Source organism: Halomonas sp. Bachu 37, from assembly GCF_039691755.1.
In the GTDB taxonomy this organism is placed as follows: domain Bacteria; phylum Pseudomonadota; class Gammaproteobacteria; order Pseudomonadales; family Halomonadaceae; genus Vreelandella; species Vreelandella kashgarensis.
Window position 1 is genome coordinate 955,272 of the sequence record NZ_CP137552.1, and the last position, 15,839, is coordinate 971,110.

17 protein-coding genes and 1 tRNA gene are annotated in these 15,839 nt (G+C 56.6%); 14 read left to right on the plus strand and 4 right to left on the minus strand.

Features of this window, described 5'->3' with window-relative positions; genetic code table 11:
- Positions 1 to 117: 117 nt before the first annotated feature.
- Positions 118 to 1,292, plus strand: a protein-coding gene (locus R5M92_RS04345) for an IS3 family transposase (protein ID WP_346795833.1) whose coding sequence is annotated in 2 segments (ribosomal slippage) — positions 118 to 373 and positions 373 to 1,292 — 1,176 coding nt in all. Because the reading frame shifts where the segments join, the coding sequence is not laid out codon by codon here.
- 377 nt (positions 1,293 to 1,669) lie between these two features.
- Here the strand turns inward: R5M92_RS04345 and R5M92_RS04350 are convergent.
- Complete coding sequence (locus tag R5M92_RS04350) at positions 1,670 to 2,923, minus strand: IS256 family transposase (RefSeq protein ID WP_346798123.1); 1,254 nt, start codon at positions 2,921 to 2,923, stop codon at positions 1,670 to 1,672.
- Positions 2,924 to 3,115: 192 nt separating this feature from the next.
- On the opposite strand from R5M92_RS04350, the gene R5M92_RS04355 reads away from it, so the two are divergent.
- Both R5M92_RS04355 and R5M92_RS04360 read left to right on the plus strand, forming a co-directional pair.
- Positions 3,116 to 3,247, plus strand: a complete 132-nt coding sequence (locus R5M92_RS04355; RefSeq protein WP_346798124.1) for a hypothetical protein — start codon at positions 3,116 to 3,118, stop codon at positions 3,245 to 3,247.
- A 589-nt stretch (positions 3,248 to 3,836) separates the two neighbouring features.
- Positions 3,837 to 4,160 (plus strand): PHB depolymerase family esterase, encoded by a 324-nt coding sequence (locus R5M92_RS04360; protein ID WP_346798125.1) that lies wholly within the window; start codon positions 3,837 to 3,839, stop codon positions 4,158 to 4,160.
- A gap of 713 nt (positions 4,161 to 4,873) precedes the next feature.
- Here R5M92_RS04360 and R5M92_RS04370 read toward each other — a convergent pair.
- Together R5M92_RS04370 and R5M92_RS04375 are read right to left on the minus strand one after the other, a co-directional pair.
- Positions 4,874 to 4,950 (minus strand) — tRNA-Pro (locus tag R5M92_RS04370).
- A gap of 168 nt (positions 4,951 to 5,118) precedes the next feature.
- Positions 5,119 to 5,478: a hypothetical protein gene (locus R5M92_RS04375; RefSeq protein ID WP_346798127.1), complete on the minus strand. Its 360-nt coding sequence runs from the start codon at positions 5,476 to 5,478 to the stop codon at positions 5,119 to 5,121.
- 231 nt (positions 5,479 to 5,709) lie between these two features.
- Here R5M92_RS04375 and R5M92_RS04380 point away from each other — a divergent pair, with 231 nt between their 5' ends.
- From R5M92_RS04380 to R5M92_RS04400, 5 genes are all read left to right on the plus strand, one after another.
- The gene (locus tag R5M92_RS04380; protein ID WP_346798128.1) at positions 5,710 to 5,886 is read left to right on the plus strand and encodes a DUF2970 domain-containing protein; all 177 of its coding nucleotides are present in this window, start codon (positions 5,710 to 5,712) and stop codon (positions 5,884 to 5,886) included.
- A 147-nt stretch (positions 5,887 to 6,033) separates the two neighbouring features.
- Entirely contained in the window at positions 6,034 to 7,149 is a 1,116-nt protein-coding gene (coxB, locus tag R5M92_RS04385) for a cytochrome c oxidase subunit II (protein WP_346798130.1), read from the plus strand.
- Positions 7,150 to 7,187: 38 nt separating this feature from the next.
- Entirely contained in the window at positions 7,188 to 8,834 is a 1,647-nt protein-coding gene (ctaD, locus tag R5M92_RS04390) for a cytochrome c oxidase subunit I (protein ID WP_346798131.1), read from the plus strand.
- 30 nt (positions 8,835 to 8,864) lie between these two features.
- Positions 8,865 to 9,452 (plus strand): cytochrome c oxidase assembly protein, encoded by a 588-nt coding sequence (locus R5M92_RS04395; RefSeq protein WP_346798132.1) that lies wholly within the window; start codon positions 8,865 to 8,867, stop codon positions 9,450 to 9,452.
- On the plus strand, positions 9,449 to 10,309 hold the full coding sequence (locus R5M92_RS04400) for a cytochrome c oxidase subunit 3 (protein WP_346798133.1): 861 nt from the start codon (positions 9,449 to 9,451) through the stop codon (positions 10,307 to 10,309). The genes R5M92_RS04395 and R5M92_RS04400 overlap by 4 nt, the downstream gene beginning before the upstream one ends.
- Before the next feature lie 20 nt (positions 10,310 to 10,329).
- Here the strand turns inward: R5M92_RS04400 and R5M92_RS04405 are convergent, their stop codons facing one another.
- Positions 10,330 to 10,521, minus strand: a complete 192-nt coding sequence (locus R5M92_RS04405; protein WP_346798135.1) for a DUF2909 domain-containing protein — start codon at positions 10,519 to 10,521, stop codon at positions 10,330 to 10,332.
- On the opposite strand from R5M92_RS04405, the gene R5M92_RS04410 reads away from it, so the two are divergent.
- The 6 genes from R5M92_RS04410 to R5M92_RS04435 all read left to right on the plus strand — a co-directional run bounded on the left by R5M92_RS04410 (position 10,520) and on the right by R5M92_RS04435 (position 15,632).
- Positions 10,520 to 11,245: an SURF1 family protein gene (locus tag R5M92_RS04410; protein ID WP_346798137.1), complete on the plus strand. Its 726-nt coding sequence runs from the start codon at positions 10,520 to 10,522 to the stop codon at positions 11,243 to 11,245. The genes R5M92_RS04405 and R5M92_RS04410 overlap by 2 nt on opposite strands.
- Entirely contained in the window at positions 11,242 to 11,754 is a 513-nt protein-coding gene (locus tag R5M92_RS04415; protein ID WP_346798138.1) for a hypothetical protein, read from the plus strand. The genes R5M92_RS04410 and R5M92_RS04415 overlap by 4 nt, the downstream gene beginning before the upstream one ends.
- A 31-nt stretch (positions 11,755 to 11,785) precedes the next feature.
- A complete protein-coding gene (locus R5M92_RS04420) occupies positions 11,786 to 12,874 on the plus strand; it encodes a COX15/CtaA family protein (RefSeq protein WP_346798140.1) in 1,089 nt (362 codons plus the stop codon).
- 84 nt (positions 12,875 to 12,958) lie between these two features.
- Complete coding sequence (cyoE, locus tag R5M92_RS04425; RefSeq protein ID WP_346798142.1) at positions 12,959 to 13,882, plus strand: heme o synthase; 924 nt, start codon at positions 12,959 to 12,961, stop codon at positions 13,880 to 13,882.
- A gap of 109 nt (positions 13,883 to 13,991) precedes the next feature.
- Positions 13,992 to 14,468, plus strand: a complete 477-nt coding sequence (locus R5M92_RS04430) for a DUF2489 domain-containing protein (protein ID WP_346798144.1) — start codon at positions 13,992 to 13,994, stop codon at positions 14,466 to 14,468.
- Between the two features lie 291 nt (positions 14,469 to 14,759).
- Positions 14,760 to 15,632 (plus strand): OmpA family protein, encoded by an 873-nt coding sequence (locus R5M92_RS04435; protein ID WP_346798146.1) that lies wholly within the window; start codon positions 14,760 to 14,762, stop codon positions 15,630 to 15,632.
- Positions 15,633 to 15,839: the final 207 nt, after the last annotated feature.

The following is a 15,839-nucleotide window of genomic DNA, read 5'->3' on the forward strand; positions in this document are numbered from 1 at the left end:
GGATTCATTGGGTCCGTCATCACCACATGCGGCAAGCATCAATATGTAGTGGCACAGTGAATCTGGCCACCTGATTTTGAGTGTATGATCACTCACATAGACAGTCAGGTGCAGATGATGACGAAGAAGAGAGCGTTCAGTCCGGAATTTCGCTTGGAGGCGGCCCAGCTCGTGGTCGATCAGGGTTACTCGCTGAAGGCGGCGTGTGAGGCCATGGGCGTTGGCAAATCCACCATGGAGTATTGGGTACGCAGGCTTCGTGCTGAGCGGGCAGGCAAGACTCCGCTGAAAGGTGAGGCTCTGACGCCGGAACAGCGTGAGATTCAGGAACTGAAGCGCAAGCTGCGGCGGGTGGAGGAAGAGAAGGAAATATTAAAAAAGGCTACTGCTCTCTTGATGTCGGACTCCCTGAACAATTCTCGATAATCGAGCGACTTGAAGAGAGCTATGCGGTGCAGCACTTGTGCCAGGTGTTTGGGGTGCATCGCAGTAGCTACCGGGCCTGGCGTGACCGGGACAGAAGGCCCTGTGAGACTGAGCAGAAGCTGCTGGACCAGGTTGTCGAGGCGCATACCGTCAGTAACGGCTCTGCCGGCGCTCGCAGCATCGCCAAAATGGTCACGCAGGCTGGAACATCGCTGAGTCGTTACCGGGCCAGCAGACGGATGAAGCAGTTGGGGCTGGTGAGCACACAGCCGCCAAGCCACGCCTACAAGAAGGCGGATCAGCCGCACCTGGATATCCCGAATTTTCTCGATCGGGAATTCGACGTAAAGGAGCCCAATCAGGTATGGACCGGCGACATTACCTATATTTGGACAGGGGCACGCTGGGCTTATCTGGCGGTGGTCATCGATTTGTATGCCCGTAAACCCGTGGGCTGGGCATTGTCCTTGTCTCCGAATACGGAGCTGGTGAAGAAGGCACTGACCATGGCCTACGAATCGCGTCGAGAGCCACCGGACATTCTGTTTCATTCGGATCAGGGTTGCCAGTACACCAGCCTGGCATTCCGACAGATGCTCTGGCGCTACCGGATGACGCAGAGTCTCAGTCGCCGTGGCAATTGCTGGGATAATGCCCCGACAGAGCGCTTCTTCAGGAGTCTGAAAACGGAATGGATGCCAGAGATTGGCTACCCCAATGTTGCGGCGGCGAAGCAATCTGTCACTGATTATATGATCGGTTACTACAGCAGCCTCAGGCCGCACAAGCATAACGGTGGCCTACCGCCGAATGTGGCAGAAAAGAACTACTGGAATACTCAAAATTCGGTGGCCAAAAACACTTGACCACTACAATATCCAGGGAAGCATCCATAGTCGGGGAAGTCGCTTGACCATAATAGCTCCGATGTTGCTCTGATCACGTTAGATTATTTTAAGAGACTATGGCGCAACTCAAGGAGGACAACAAGCAACATATTGCACCGTGAGAGTGATCGGTTGAAGCTGATGTGAGAATTTGCCTTAATTTCATCATTTTATTATTTTATTGCACTTAGTTTCCTGAAAAAAATAACACAATACATAGAACACATTATTAAATGTATGCTCAAAAGGACTTGGGCGCTTAAGGAGTAACTCTATTCTAAAGAAATGGTTTGCAAGCCATCAAGTACCTAGATTCTGTATTGTACGAGCAATGTAGTAAAACTGATGGATGGCCGTCAGGCGGCAGTCCTGTCTGACTGATCAGTTACCTGCTCTCCGTCCTGGAACTTGACGTTGCTGACGACCAGTTCCAATTTCTGAAAATGCTTGATGCGTCTCCAGCGTTTCTGGGCGCTCTGAAGCAGCTTGAAGACCATCGTCAGGGTCGTCGCTCGGGAGCCGCAGTTCCGGCTGCGCTTGGTCCTTAGGCGGACCGTGGCGAAGGCCGACTCGATCGGGTTGGTGGTGCGGATGTGCACCCAGTGCTCTGCCGGGTAGTCGTAGAACGCCAGCAGTTCGTCCCGATCCTTGGCCAAGCACGCCATCGCCTTGGGGTACTTGGCCTCGAAGCGTTTCAGGGTGCGCTCGAAGGCCTTGTGCGCCTCGTCGCGGGTCTCGGCCATCCAGATGTCATGGAGGTCGGCCTTGACCTTGGGCTGAACGGATTTCGGCAATTTGTTCAGTACATTAGCCGTCTTGTGGACCCAGCAGCGTTGATGGTCGGTTTCGGGGTGAATCTTGCTCAGCGCCGCCCAGAACCCCATGGCGCCGTCGCCTACTGCCAGCTTGGGAGCCTGAGTTAGGCCGCGTTCTCGCAGGCCCATCAGCAGCGTCTTCCCGCTATCCGCCGACTCGCGGAAGCCGTCCTCGACGGCCACCAGTTCCTTGCGGCCCTGCTCGGTGACGCCGATGATCACCAGCAGGCACAGGCGGTCATCCATGCGGACATGGCTGTAGATGCCGTCGGCCCACCAGTAGACGTAGCGTCGGTCTGACAGATCCCGCTGCCGCCAGTCGGTATGCTCGGCCTCCCATTGCTTCTTGAGCCGAGACACCGTGTTGGCCGAGAGCCCCTTGGCCTGTTCGCCCAGCAGTGCCGCCAGGGCCTCCTGGTAGTCGCCGGTGGAGATCCCCTTCAGGTAGAGCCAGGGGATCAGTTCCTCGATGCTACGGGCCCGCTTCAGGTAGGGCGGCAGCAGGCTGTTGTTGAAGCGAGCGCCACCGCCGCTGCGGTCACGCACCTTGGGTACCTGCACGCTGACATCCCCGACCCCAGTCTGGACAGTCCGCTCGGGCAGGTAACCGTTGCGGACCACGGCTTGGCGGCCATCATCGAGCCGTTGGTCGGCAGTCTGCGCCAGGAAAGCGGCCAGTTCAGCCTCGACGGCCTTGGCGATCAGGTCACGGGCGCCTTGGCGCAGCAGCTCGTGCAGCGGGTTAGCGACCTGGGGTTCTGGTTGTGAAAGAGCCCGGAGGGTAGAATCGTTCATGGCGTATCCACTCATGTTGATTGGGATCTTGGTCGTGATCAATCAACAGGATACGCCACCCTTCCTACCTCCACCCGTACACCAGAAATCACTATAGCCCTAGCCAAAGCCATCAGGTCCCAACGCCTCCAGTAGTCAGCACCTGAGACATCTTCTCATCAGGCAGCGATGTTGGCCGCCCGGAGCGGGGCTGTGTCTTCAGGACTTTCTCGCCACCTTGCCGGGCCCGTGCTTGCCCGCGCCACCATCGAGCCGGTGGTCGTGCTGGGCGCCCTGCATGCCAGCGCGGCGGTCAAGGCCACCCTGGCAGATCGAATTCACTGAATCATTGCATAGAGATATTGACGATGATCGACGCCACCATGACGAAGCGAATGGAAGAAGCGACGCGGCTGACCCGCGCCTGGAAGCTGCACGAGGCCATGGCCGTCCTGCAGGGTGCGATGTCCGTGGGAAGGATGGAACGAGGGGTGAGGAGACGCCGGGTAAACCGTACCGCAAAGGCAATATCTACTGCCAGGTCGTCGACGAGGAGATGGCAGCGTCAAGGCCAGCATCTGCTGAGTCGATATCTGACCGGACAGGTGAATCGACAGCGCGAGCGACGCCTTTTCCGCGTTTGGCCAGGCTTGACAATCGTCCACAGGGGTTTCCCGAACGGCGATAGTGGGGTGCCTGCAGCATGGCGCGACAAGTGGCTCAGGTTTCGAGGCGCCGGAGCGCAGCCCGAGCATGCACGGGCATCACCGAGGAGGTACTGCCCGGCACGTTCACGGCCGGCCGCTTTACCAACCGGACCGGCGCGCGATTACAAGCTGTACATCCCCAGCGGACATCACGGTCAGGGGCTGCCACTGGTGGTATGCTGCATGGCTGCACGCAGAATCTTGATGACTTCGCTGCCGGAACCAACATGAACCGACTGGCCGAAGAGCAGCTGTGTTGCGTGTTCTATCCGGCCCAGCCGATGACCGCCAACAGCTCGAAGTGCTGGAACTGGTTCAAGGCCGAAGACCAGCAACGTGAGGGTATTGAGCCAGCTATCCTTGCCTGTTTGACCCGTCAGATCATCTACACGCACGGGCTCGATGCGAGCCGGGTCTATGTCGCCGGCCTCTCGGCAGGCGGGGCCATGGCGACGACCCTGGTAAATGACCTATCCGGATCTGTTTGCGACGGTGGGCGTGCACTCCGGGCTGCCCCACGGTGTGGCCCAGAGCTTCCCCCGATGCCCTAGGGGCGATGCAGGGCGGCACGGGTCCCTTGGGAGGCGGTGTTGCAGCGCGAGAATCCAGGTGGGCGTCGGAAGTGCCAGCCATCATCTTTCATGGAGATCGCGACACGACCGTGCACCCCAGCAATGCGGATCGCGTTGTCGCCCAGTAGCCGCCACGCGTAAAAAGGGCGAAACGGCGAGCGAGCGTCAGGGCAACGCCAGGGTCACGGTGGAGGAGGGGCAGGTAACCAATGGCCATGCCTATACGCGTACCTCGCATCATGATGCGAAGGGCGAGCTGCGTCTGGAGCAATGGCGGATACACGGCGCGGGCCACGCCTGGGCGGGAGGAAGCGCGAGGAGAAGCTATACCGACCCCAGGGGCCCCGACGCCGCGAAGTAAATGCTGCGCTTCTTCTATCGGCATCGGCAGGGCGAGCGTGGCGCGAGCTAAGGCATCACGGACTCGCCAATTGCAGCGGGCCCATGGCGACCATCATCGAAGATATCCACTGGTATCGACTAGATGGCCAAGCTTGATATACCGTTATCTCCAATTTTACAATTTCTCCTAATAAAAAATATTTCGCTTCACCTTGGATACCTGCTGCGAAGGTCAGAAACCAAGCTCCAGACCGCTGGAACCTATTTGGAACCTAGAATTTCTGTTTGCCAGTGAAACGAAAAACCGCCACCCGGCATGATCCGTAAGTGGCGGTTTTTCTTGCTATATTTGGTCGGAGCGACAGGATTCGAACCTGCGACCTTTGCAACCCCATTGCAACGCGCTACCAAGCTGCGCCACGCTCCGTTTCGTCATCCAGCGCTTTGCTTGAAGACGGTGCGTATACTAGCGTTTTGCGCGGCAAATGAAAAGAGGTTTTTGCGCTTCGTTTTCAATATGTTGCCCGCTTGGCTTTACGCTGATGTTGCGCTTGATGTCAATAGGCTCTCGTCACCTCGCTTGTTTGTTGTTGCGCTATATTTCTTCCCAAAGAGACCGCCGGAAATCCTGGGTGAGTTCAGTGACTCTTTCGAGGCGCTCCATGTGTGCTTCGGTCAGCGATTGCACAACCTCCTGATAGCATTCGGTAACCTCAGCGGCTGAGGTGTTGCCTTGATGATTCCAGAAGCATTGGCTGATCTTTTCACTGCTTTCCATGAGGGCTTGCATGAATTGCGCTTCCATTTGCATGGTCTGGGCCAGGTTCTCCATCCAAACCAGTTGCATGCGGGTAAGAGGCAGTGTGCTTTGCAACCACTGTTGACTCCACCAGGCGGCGATTGGCTGGGTAGTGGAGAAGGCAGGGCTCAATGTTGTTACTTTGGGTGTGGCCACGGTTTGCCTCCTTCTGTTGGCAGAGTTTTGATAGGGCTTTTGACAGAGTTCGTTGAAAGATTTGTAGATAGAACTCAAGAGGGGAATTGGCTTTTCTTTCAGTATAGTCAAGGCTAAAGGTTGGCGGAGTGGCGTGTCAGCACTATTTTGATTTTGATCAAAGTCCTTGAACAACGGCCTGAGCCAAGAGCCTTTTCGCTTGATGGTTAAAATGATGCAGGGGGTGGCTACATGTGGGCAGTCGTGAAATCGGTATTGGCGGCTTTTCTGGGAGTGCAGAATGATCGGCAACGGCAAGTGGATTTCAGTTCCACGAGTCCATGGAGCTTTATCCTGGTGGCGATAGTGCTGGCTGCGTTGATGGTGATGGGGCTGATCTGGCTGGCGAATGCCATGGCAAGTCACTAGCGTTGACTACCGGGCGATGGCTTGACGTGACGAATCATCAATCTTACCTATACTGCAATTAACGTTTCCCTGATGTAATTGTTTTGAGGCATATCAACAAGAACAGAGTGCCGATAAGCAAGAACAACAATAATAGTGGAGGTGCTCATGCGGGCACGAGGGCAATGGGTAATCGGTAGCGGTTGCCTATTAGGTGCGTTGTCGGCGCAGGCCAATGGTTGGAACATGCCTGTTGGGGTAACCGACGTGAGCCGCGATATCCATGGATTGCATATGACGATCTTCTGGATTTGTGTGGTGATCGGAGTCGTTGTCTTCGGGGTAATGTTCTACTCCCTGTTTCGTTATCGTCGCTCCAAGGGCGCCAAGGCGGCCAATTTCCATGAGCACACATCGATCGAAGTGCTCTGGACAGCGATTCCCCTATTGATCCTGGTGGGTATGGCAGTACCGGCCACTGCCACGCTGAAGCAAATGTATGACCCTTCCGAAGCCGACCTCGATGTGATGATCACCGGCCAGCAGTGGCGCTGGCGTTACGAATATCTAGGCGAGGATGTCTCGTTCATTTCCAACCTGGGCACAGCAAGTGCCCAAATCAGCGGCGAGGAGGATTTCGGCGAGCACTACCTGCTCGAAGTCGATAATCCCTTGGTGCTTCCAATCAACCGCAAGGTTCGATTCCTGATGACCTCCGATGATGTCATTCACTCCTGGTGGGTGCCGGAGCTTGCTGTCAAGCAGGATACGATTCCAGGGTTCATCAATGAAAATTGGGTGCGTATCAACGAGCCCGGTATCTATCGGGGACAGTGCGCCGAGTTGTGCGGGAAAGACCATGCGTTCATGCCCATTGTGGTGCATGCCGTGGAAGAGCAGGAGTTCGATGATTGGATGGTTCAGCGGCGGGAGGAGGCAGAGCAAGAAGCCTCGAGCGTAGATCGTGACTGGACAATGGATGAATTGATGGTGCGCGGGGAACAGGTCTATCAATCCATTTGTGCTTCCTGTCACCAGAGTGAAGGTCAAGGAGCGCTACCCACCTTCCCGGCGCTGGACGGCAACGTGCAACTGAACGGTGACCGCGACTGGCACTTGTCGACGGTATTGAATGGTGTCTCGGGTACGGCCATGCCGGCATTCCGGTCCACTCTCAACCCCGTGGAAATCGCTGCGGTAGTGACCTATACACGTAATTCCTGGAGTAACGATACCGGGGATGTCGTGCAGCCTGCAGAAGTGGTTGAGGAACTGACCCAATAAGTGCTTGCCGACAACAATAAAATGACAGGAGACACCATATGGCGCCTCAGACACCTCCTCGCTACCCGCTGGAACAGAGTGTGGCTTCGGGAACCGCCACCACGGTCAATGACCATGGCGATACTCACCATCCGGCTCCCGGGGGGATTCTTCGCTGGTTGTTGACCACCAACCACAAGGAAATCGGCTCTCTCTATCTGATTTTCTCGCTGACGATGTTCTTCATCGGCGGGATATTCGCGCTGGTGGTAAGGGCCGAGTTGTTCCAGCCCGGCTTGCAACTCGTGCAACCCGAGTTCTTCAACCAGATGACAACCATGCACGGCTTGATCATGGTCTTCGCCGCGGTGATGCCGGCGTTCACCGGCTTGGCCAACTGGATGATTCCTCTGCAGATCGGGGCGCCCGACATGGCGCTACCGCGACTCAACAATTTCAGTTTCTGGTTATTGCCGGTGGCCTTCACCTTGCTACTCTCCACCCTGTTCATGCCGGGCGGTGGGCCAAATTTCGGCTGGACCTTCTATGCACCGCTTTCCACAAACTATGCGCCGCCATCCACGACCTTCTTTATCCTGTCATTACATATCGCGGGTATCAGTTCCATCCTTGGCGCCATCAATATCATCGCTACCATCTTGAACATGCGGGCGCCGGGTATGCGGTTGATGGACATGCCGTTATTCGTGTGGACATGGTTGATTACCGCTTTCCTGCTGATTGCGGTAATGCCGGTACTGGCCGGGGTGATCACCATGATGCTGATGGACATCAATTTCGGCTCCAGTTTCTTTGATGCCGCCGGCGGCGGTGATCCCGTGCTGTTCCAGCATCTGTTCTGGTTCTTTGGCCACCCCGAGGTCTATATCATGATCTTGCCGGCCTTCGGGATCGTCTCGGCCATTATTCCCACCTTCGCGCGCAAGCCGCTCTTCGGTTATGCATCGATGGTCTACGCGACCGCGGCGATAGCCATTCTGTCGTTTCTCGTCTGGGCGCACCATATGTTCGTGGTGGGCTTGCCGCTGGCGGCGGAACTGTTCTTCATGTACTCCACCATGCTGATCGCTGTACCCACAGGGGTGAAGGTGTTCAACTGGGTGACTACCTTGTTTCGGGGGTCGATCACTTTCGAGCCTCCCATGCTGTTTGCCCTGGCCTTCGTCGTGCTGTTCACCATCGGCGGTTTCTCGGGGTTGATGCTGGCGATTTCTCCCGCCGATTTTCAGTATCACGATACCTACTTCGTTGTGGCGCATTTCCATTATGTGCTGGTGCCCGGTGCAGTGTTCTCGATCATGGCGGGGGTCTACTACTGGCTGCCCAAGTGGACGGGGCATTATCCTCATGAACGCCTGGCCCAGTGGCATTTCTGGCTTTCGGTAATCGGGGTCAATCTAACGTTCTTCCCCATGCACTTCTCGGGTCTGGCCGGCATGCCGCGGCGGATACCGGACTATGCCCTGCAATTCGCTGACTTCAATCTGCTGTCCAGCCTGGGGGCGTTTCTCTTCGGGGCGTCACAGCTGCTTTTCGTGCTGGTAGTGGTGCTGTGTGTGCGGGGGGGCGTGAAGGCGCCGGCCAAGGCGTGGGACGGTGCGGAAGATCTGGAGTGGAGCGTTCCCAGCCCCGCGCCGCTGCATACCTTCGACACACCGCCGGTTTTCCAGCGCTCGTCACATTGAGCAGTGAGTCCAGGCGGCAGGAGGTGCGAAATGGATCAGCAGCGCGAAACGGCACAGGCCCTTGCAATCAGGCGGACGGTATGGCGCAGCATGGCGGCACTGGCGGGGATGTTTGCCTTCGCCTTTGCTCTGGTGCCGCTGTACGACGTGTTTTGTCAGATCACCGGGCTCAATGGGAAGGTGGATAACACCGCCCAGGCGATTGTCCACGAAAGCGTCGATGAGTCCCGTTATGTCACTGTGCAGTTCATTACCCGCGGCAGTTCGGGGCTGCCCTGGGAGATGAAGGTCGAAACGCGGCAAGTCAGCGTTCATCCCGGCCAGACATCGGAAATAAACTTTACCTTCCAGAATCATAGCCCCGCCATGAGCACAGGCCGGGCGGTCCCGAGTGTGTCGCCATCCAGCGCGTCGCGTCATCTACGCAAGATCAGCTGCTTCTGCTTCGCGGAGCAGCAGCTGGCGGGGGGAGAGAAGCTCGAGATACCGCTGGTTTTCCAGCTTTCCCGGGATCTGCCCGACGATATCCGCACTATTACGCTGGTCTACACCCTCTACCCCGTACACGAAGAAGTCATGGCCGATCGACGTGCGCAGCGCGCAGGAGGAAGGATATGAGCAGTGGTAGCTATTATGTACCTGCGACGAGCCGCTGGCCGGTATTGGGCTCGTTAGCCCTTGGCGTGATGATGCTGGGAACGGGCCTGCAGCTCGTCTACAGCAAAGGCATGTTCATCATGCTGGTCGGTCTGGTCGGGGTAATTGCCGTCATGACGCTATGGTTTCGGGACGTCGTGTCCGAATCACGCAGGGGGCTTTATGACGAGCAGATGGATCGTTCATTCCGCTGGGGAATGGCATGGTTCATCTTTTCGGAAGTGATGTTCTTCGCCGCGTTCTTCGGCGCCCTGTTCTATGTCCGCATGTTTGCCGTACCCTGGCTGGGAGGAGAAGGGGCGAAAGGCGTTTCGGCCTTGCTATGGCCTGAATTCGTTCCTCAATGGCCACTGCTGAACCCTCCCGACTCCTCGGTAATCGGCCCGAGAGATGTCTTCAGCCCCTGGCAGTTGCCCTTGGTCAATACGCTGATCCTGGTTTCCTCCAGCATCACCTTGACCGTGGCCCACGAAGCATTGAAGGAAAACTATCGCCGGACGTGCCGCAATTGGCTGGCCGTCACCGTATTGCTGGGGATCTGTTTCATCATTATCCAGGGTGTCGAATACTTTGAAGCCTTTACGCACTACGGCATTACCCTGGAGGCGGGCATCTTCGGCGGGACTTTCTTTATTCTGACGGGCTTTCATGGCCTGCATGTCATTATCGGTACGTTGATTCTGGCCGTCATGCTGGCGCGTGTATACAAGGGACATTTCAAACGAGAAGAGCATTTTGGCTTCGAGGCAGCCTGTTGGTACTGGCATTTCGTCGATGTCGTCTGGGTAGGACTATTCATCTTCGTCTATGTGTTGTAGCGCAATGCATACCGCAACGCTTAGCCCAAATCACCGAACCAGAAGCCATAGATGAGAAGAGCAATCAGCAGACAGCCCAGCGATATTCGCCACTTGAGCGAGACCAGCAGTCGCCGTGAGGCCTGGTCGTCGCGTAGCAGGAAGTTGGCTCCTGCCACCAAGCTGACGAGCATGGCGACAAATACAAGAGCGATAAGTACTTTGAGCCACATGGAGAATTCCTCGCAAGGTGCGGTTCAGGTCCGGCGTGATCGCTGGCGCTTGATCGGCTGGTACGGATTCTGGATGGTGTTGGTGATACTGGGTATCGCTCTGGGACTATGGCAGTGGGAACGGGCCGCTGACAAGCAGGCATTGCTTGAACAGCGCCAGACGGCTCCAGTAATGCTCAACCCTGCCGAGCCACCCGTGCCGGGAGCCAAGGTGACGCTTACCGGACACTATCTGGCAGAGCACACACGCTTTCTGGACAACCGAACCTTGAACGGTCGCTTGGGAGTGGCGGCATTGACCCCACTGAAAGATTCCAAAGGGCGCATGTGGCTGGTGGAACGTGGCTTTCTGCCAACCGGACCAAGCCGGGATACGCCCAATGTGGAAACTCCAAGCGACCAGGTGGAAGTGACGGGTGAGTGGCAGGCGGCGGGCGATCAGGGGCTATTACTGGGTCCCAATAGCGAAGGGCTACGCCTACAGCAGATCCAACTGCAAGAATGGGCGGAGGTAGGGGAGTTCGCTTATTCGGGGTGGTTGCATCTTGAAGCCGGAGAGGGCGCACTGGAGCCTTGGTGGGAAGCCAACGTCATGCCTCCTTCGCGGCACCTGGGGTACGCTGTCCAGTGGTGGGGGCTGGCGTTAGCGGCTTTCGTCGTCATGATGCTGGGTGCGCGTCGCTTGCGATACGATAATCAGCAATGGAATGGAGGCAGTACATGAATCGAGTCGCTCGCCAGAAGCTCAAGCTCCTGTGTCTGATTGCGGTGTTTGCCTTACCCATGCTCGTGGCTTGGGTGATGGTGACGTGGAATATCGGTATCCCCCAGCAACGCACCGCTCATGGCGAGCTCGACCCGGCCATTCCGTACTTGCATCAGTGGCCACTTGAGCGGGCTTGGGTGAATTCTGAGGTTGAAACCGCAACCTGGATGCTGGCGTTCGATTGCGAACGGGAGTGTGCTGCCCAGGCAGACGAATGGTGGCGGGTCCATCGGGCCTTGGGCAAGGAGGCACCACGGATCAGTCGGTTGCGTATCGGTGGTGAGATTCCTCTGTTGCCAGGTGAGGAAAGCCGTTCCTGGCGTGAGCGCCCTGCCTGGGCAAGCCCGGGAGGAAGTTGGATACTCGACCCCCGAGGCCGGCCGGTCTTGGCCTTTGCCGCTGGCACACCGGCAAAGGCAGTATTGGAGGACATCAATCACCTTCTGCGGATGAACCCCAAGTATTAAAGTAAGCGCAAGTCGTTATCACGTGTAATCAATGTCTACAAGAATTAGGGAGTACGATGCGATGGCGCCTGGTTCACGCCGCTTGACATGGTTGTTGCGATTGTCCCTTGTGGGAACCGTTTTCACCGCCTTGGTAATGCTGGTGGGGGCCTGGACACGTCTTGTCGATGCCGGCCTCGGCTGCCCCGATTGGCCCGGCTGCTATGGTCAGTTGGTGGTTCCGGGCAGTGACAATGCCTCCCTGGCGTATCCTGACTCGCCACTGGAACCCGTCAAGGCCTGGGTGGAAATGGTGCATCGCTATATCGCCAGTCTGCTTGGGCTCCTGGTGATCGGAATCGTCCTGCTGGGACGGCAATCAAGGCGCGATTCGGGTTATCCGTGGAAGCTATCCCTGGCGTTGCTCGGGGTGATTATCCTGCAAGGTGCGTTTGGCGCTTTTACCGTCACGCTGAGGCTCTGGCCACAGGTGGTGACGCTGCATTTGCTGGGAGGGTTGTCGGTACTTTCGCTCTTTCTCTGGTTGCACCTGCGGTTGAAGCGCTACGCATCCGGCGGAGATGGCTCGCCACGGCGTCCCAGCGTCGGGTGGGGACTTGCCGCGCTTGTCCTGGTTCTGCAATTGGCTCTGGGTGGTTGGGTAACGAGCAATTATGCTGGGCTCGCCTGCCAAGGTTTTCCCACCTGCAATTCCGAGTGGTTACCTGCGATGGACTGGAGTGAAGGTTTCCATCTAACCCAGACCGTGGGTCCTAATTATTTGCACGGTAAATTGCACGCAGAGGCCCGCACCACCATTCATTTCACTCACCGATTGGTGGCGCTAGTGCTAGGTGTGGTCCTGCTGGGGCTGGTACTGCGATATCGACAATCTCGAGTGCTACGTCCCTATTTGGCGTCGGTGCTGTTGGTTTATGCTGCTCAGGCCGCGATTGGCATTGCCAACGTTTTGCTTTGGCTGCCTTTATGGTTAGCCTTACTGCACACCGCCGGCGCCATGCTGTTGGCTATCAGCCTGTTGCTGGCGTTCTGGCGATGGCGATACGAGGAAGCCCCAAACAGTGTGCCGAACAAGCATGGCTTACCACAAGGCATTTCCCATGAAGCCATACAGGGGTAGCAATTAGCCTTGCCTAATAATATTTTGTGACTATATTTCAGGGTTTTAACATAAGGCCAAGTATTCAGGGGAAGGAGACGGCCCATGCGTAATGCAGTGATAACGCAGCAACAGTCCACGCCATTGTTCTGCAGTTGGAGCTGGCGTGACTTGCTGGGGCTATGCAAGCTTCGTGTAGTGGCAGTCATGCTGGTTTGCTCCCTGGTGGGGATGGCTCTCGCCACTAGCGGCATTCCCGATCCTGTAAAAGTGATATTCGGCTTGGCGGGCATCGGGCTGGTCGCCAGTGGGGCGGCGGCATTCAATCATGTGGTCGACCGTCGCCTGGATGCCTTGATGGCCCGTACCGCAAAACGACCGGTTGCCAGTAGAAGGTTGCCGGTAGGCATCGCTCTGGCCTGGGCGAGCCTGCTTTCGCTTGCGGGTGTGTCATTGCTGGCTTGGCAGGTCAATGCACTGACGGCCATTCTCACCTTCGCTTCTTTGGTGGGTTATGCCTTGATTTATACGGCGTTTCTCAAGCGAACTACGCCGCAGAACATAGTCATCGGTGGAGTGGCGGGTGCCGCTCCTCCGCTTCTGGGGTGGACGGCGATTACCGGTCAAGTAGGGGCGGATGCCGTGCTGCTGGTACTGATCATCTTTGCCTGGACTCCGCCTCATTTCTGGGCTCTGGCCATTCACAAATGCGATGACTATGCTCGCGCTGGTATTCCCATGCTGCCGGTAACTCACGGAATAGCCTTTACGCGGCTCCAAGTGTGGCTCTATGGCTGGCTGACGGTAGGAGCGACATTGCTGCCTTTCGTCATCGGAATGAGTGGGGCGATATATCTGGTGGGGGTGATGTTGCTTAATATCCGTTTCATGTATTGGAACTGGAAAGTGTGGCGAGGCCATGATCCTCAAGCCCCGCTGGCTGCCTTCTGGTTCTCGATTCGGTACTTGCTGGGCGTATTCGGGGTACTCTTACTGGATCACTATGCCGCTTCATGGAGCTGGTATTGATCAAAAGTTCAGCGTTAGGCGCGGTATCGTTTACCTCCCTTGGGCGGGGATGCTGTGGGGTGTAGAATTATCCTTTAATGATTCCATGCACGGACTCCCGAGGTAATTCATGAATACGCTGGGCGCGGTTATCCTGTTAGGGATAGGATTGGTCGTTGTGGCGGGGTTGGCTGCCTATGCGCTTAACTTGCGCAAGGAAGTTAGCAGGCGTGAACGTCAGCGTGAGGCAGAGGAGCGCAGGGCGCGTGAAAATAGCCTGGAAAACCTGGACCTGGTGGTGGCGGCTATGCTACAGCATCAAGTCGACATCACCGAAGGAGCCTGGCGCTGCAAGGTGCTGCTGGAAATAATCGATGCGGAACTGGCAAAAGAAACGGCTTTTCAAGCCTTCGGTGAAATGTATGCTCGAACCCGGCATCTCAAGACCCATTCAGCACGGCAGGAACTCACCCCTAGAGAGCGCATGAAACAAGACAAGGAGCGCCTTGCCATCGAAGGCGAGATGCGCGCAGAGGTTATGGCCGCCGCTGCAGCAGTAATGGAATGGCGTGGCCAGCGGCAGGATTTGGCTCGAGAAGCCCGTTAAATTTCTGTAGAGTAGAAATTGTCGTAAGCGGTCGCTTTTTTTACTGCTTACAAATATGTTTGCTATGCTACGTAGCGTAGGCGTTTTCTCTAGTTATCAACTAGTTTGGGCGCCGAGGGATGAAAATCTCAAGAGAAAACAATTCTTGTTTGAGTCATTACTTCCCTTGGAATAAGTGAGTTGAAAAAAATGAAAGAGTTCCTGATGAATGGACTCGATCATCAAAAGGCACTGGATGGCCCTGACTCTCCTGTCGGTCATGTCAGCATTAATATCAAGAAGGAGTCTTGCATGAAAAAATCAACGACTGGCTTATTGCTTGGTTCTGCTCTGGTTGTAGGTCTTTCGGGCTGCGCATCCTCGGCACAACAGTCTTCTCAAGGATCGGCAGGCGCAAGCAGCGATCGCAGCTGGTACCAGCATCCGGCCGTCTGCGGCCTGGCGGGAAGTGTGATCGGCGGTAGCCTCGGCTATGCCACCAGCGGTCAATCCGATGAAGAGCGCAACACGGCGGTAGGCGCTACCGCAGGCGCTGCAATCGGGGGCCTGCTGTGTGCCGATCGTACACCCGAGCCGGTAGAAGCGCAGTGCCCCAGCTACGGTGAAGTGCCGGCGGGTGTTGCCGTCGATGCCGAAGGCTGCCCGCTCGATTCCGACAATGATGGCGTGCCGGACTATCGCGACCAGTGCCCCGGTACCCCGGCAGGTGTGGAAGTGAATGCCCAAGGCTGCCCGCTGGATTCCGATAACGACGGCGTGCCGGACTACCGTGATCAGTGCCCCAACACGCCTGCAGGCGCGGAAGTCAACGCCCTGGGTTGTGAAGAAGGTGTCGTGCTGGAAAACGTGAATTTCGAATTCGATTCTGCCCAGTTGACGCTTAATGCACGTGAAGTACTTGATGATGTCGCTGAGCGCCTGGCTAACAATCCCGGTGTACGTGTACGTATCGAAGGGCACACCGACGCCGTGGGTTCCGATCAGTACAACAAGGACCTGTCGCAGCGTCGTGCCGAGTCTGTGGTGAGCTATATGGCTCAGCGTGGTATCAGCTCGGATCGCATGATGGCGGTCGGTTATGGTGAAGAGCAACCAATTGCCACCAACGAGACCGATGCGGGCCGTGCACAGAATCGTCGTGTTGAACTCGACGAATGGAACTAAAGCAATACCGCGTTTAGCCTGGTGATTTGCCAGGTGTGACGTATCAACGGGAGGCCATGGGCCTCCCGTTTCATTGTTGAAGCAGGCCAGCAGAAAGGCTCAGGGGTTGGTCGTATAGTTGACTCTTCTGCCTTTCGTTCAGTTCTGCTAGGCTAGCCGCCTCATGTAGTTCTCGACTTACCCTGACCATTGATAGCGAAATGTGAT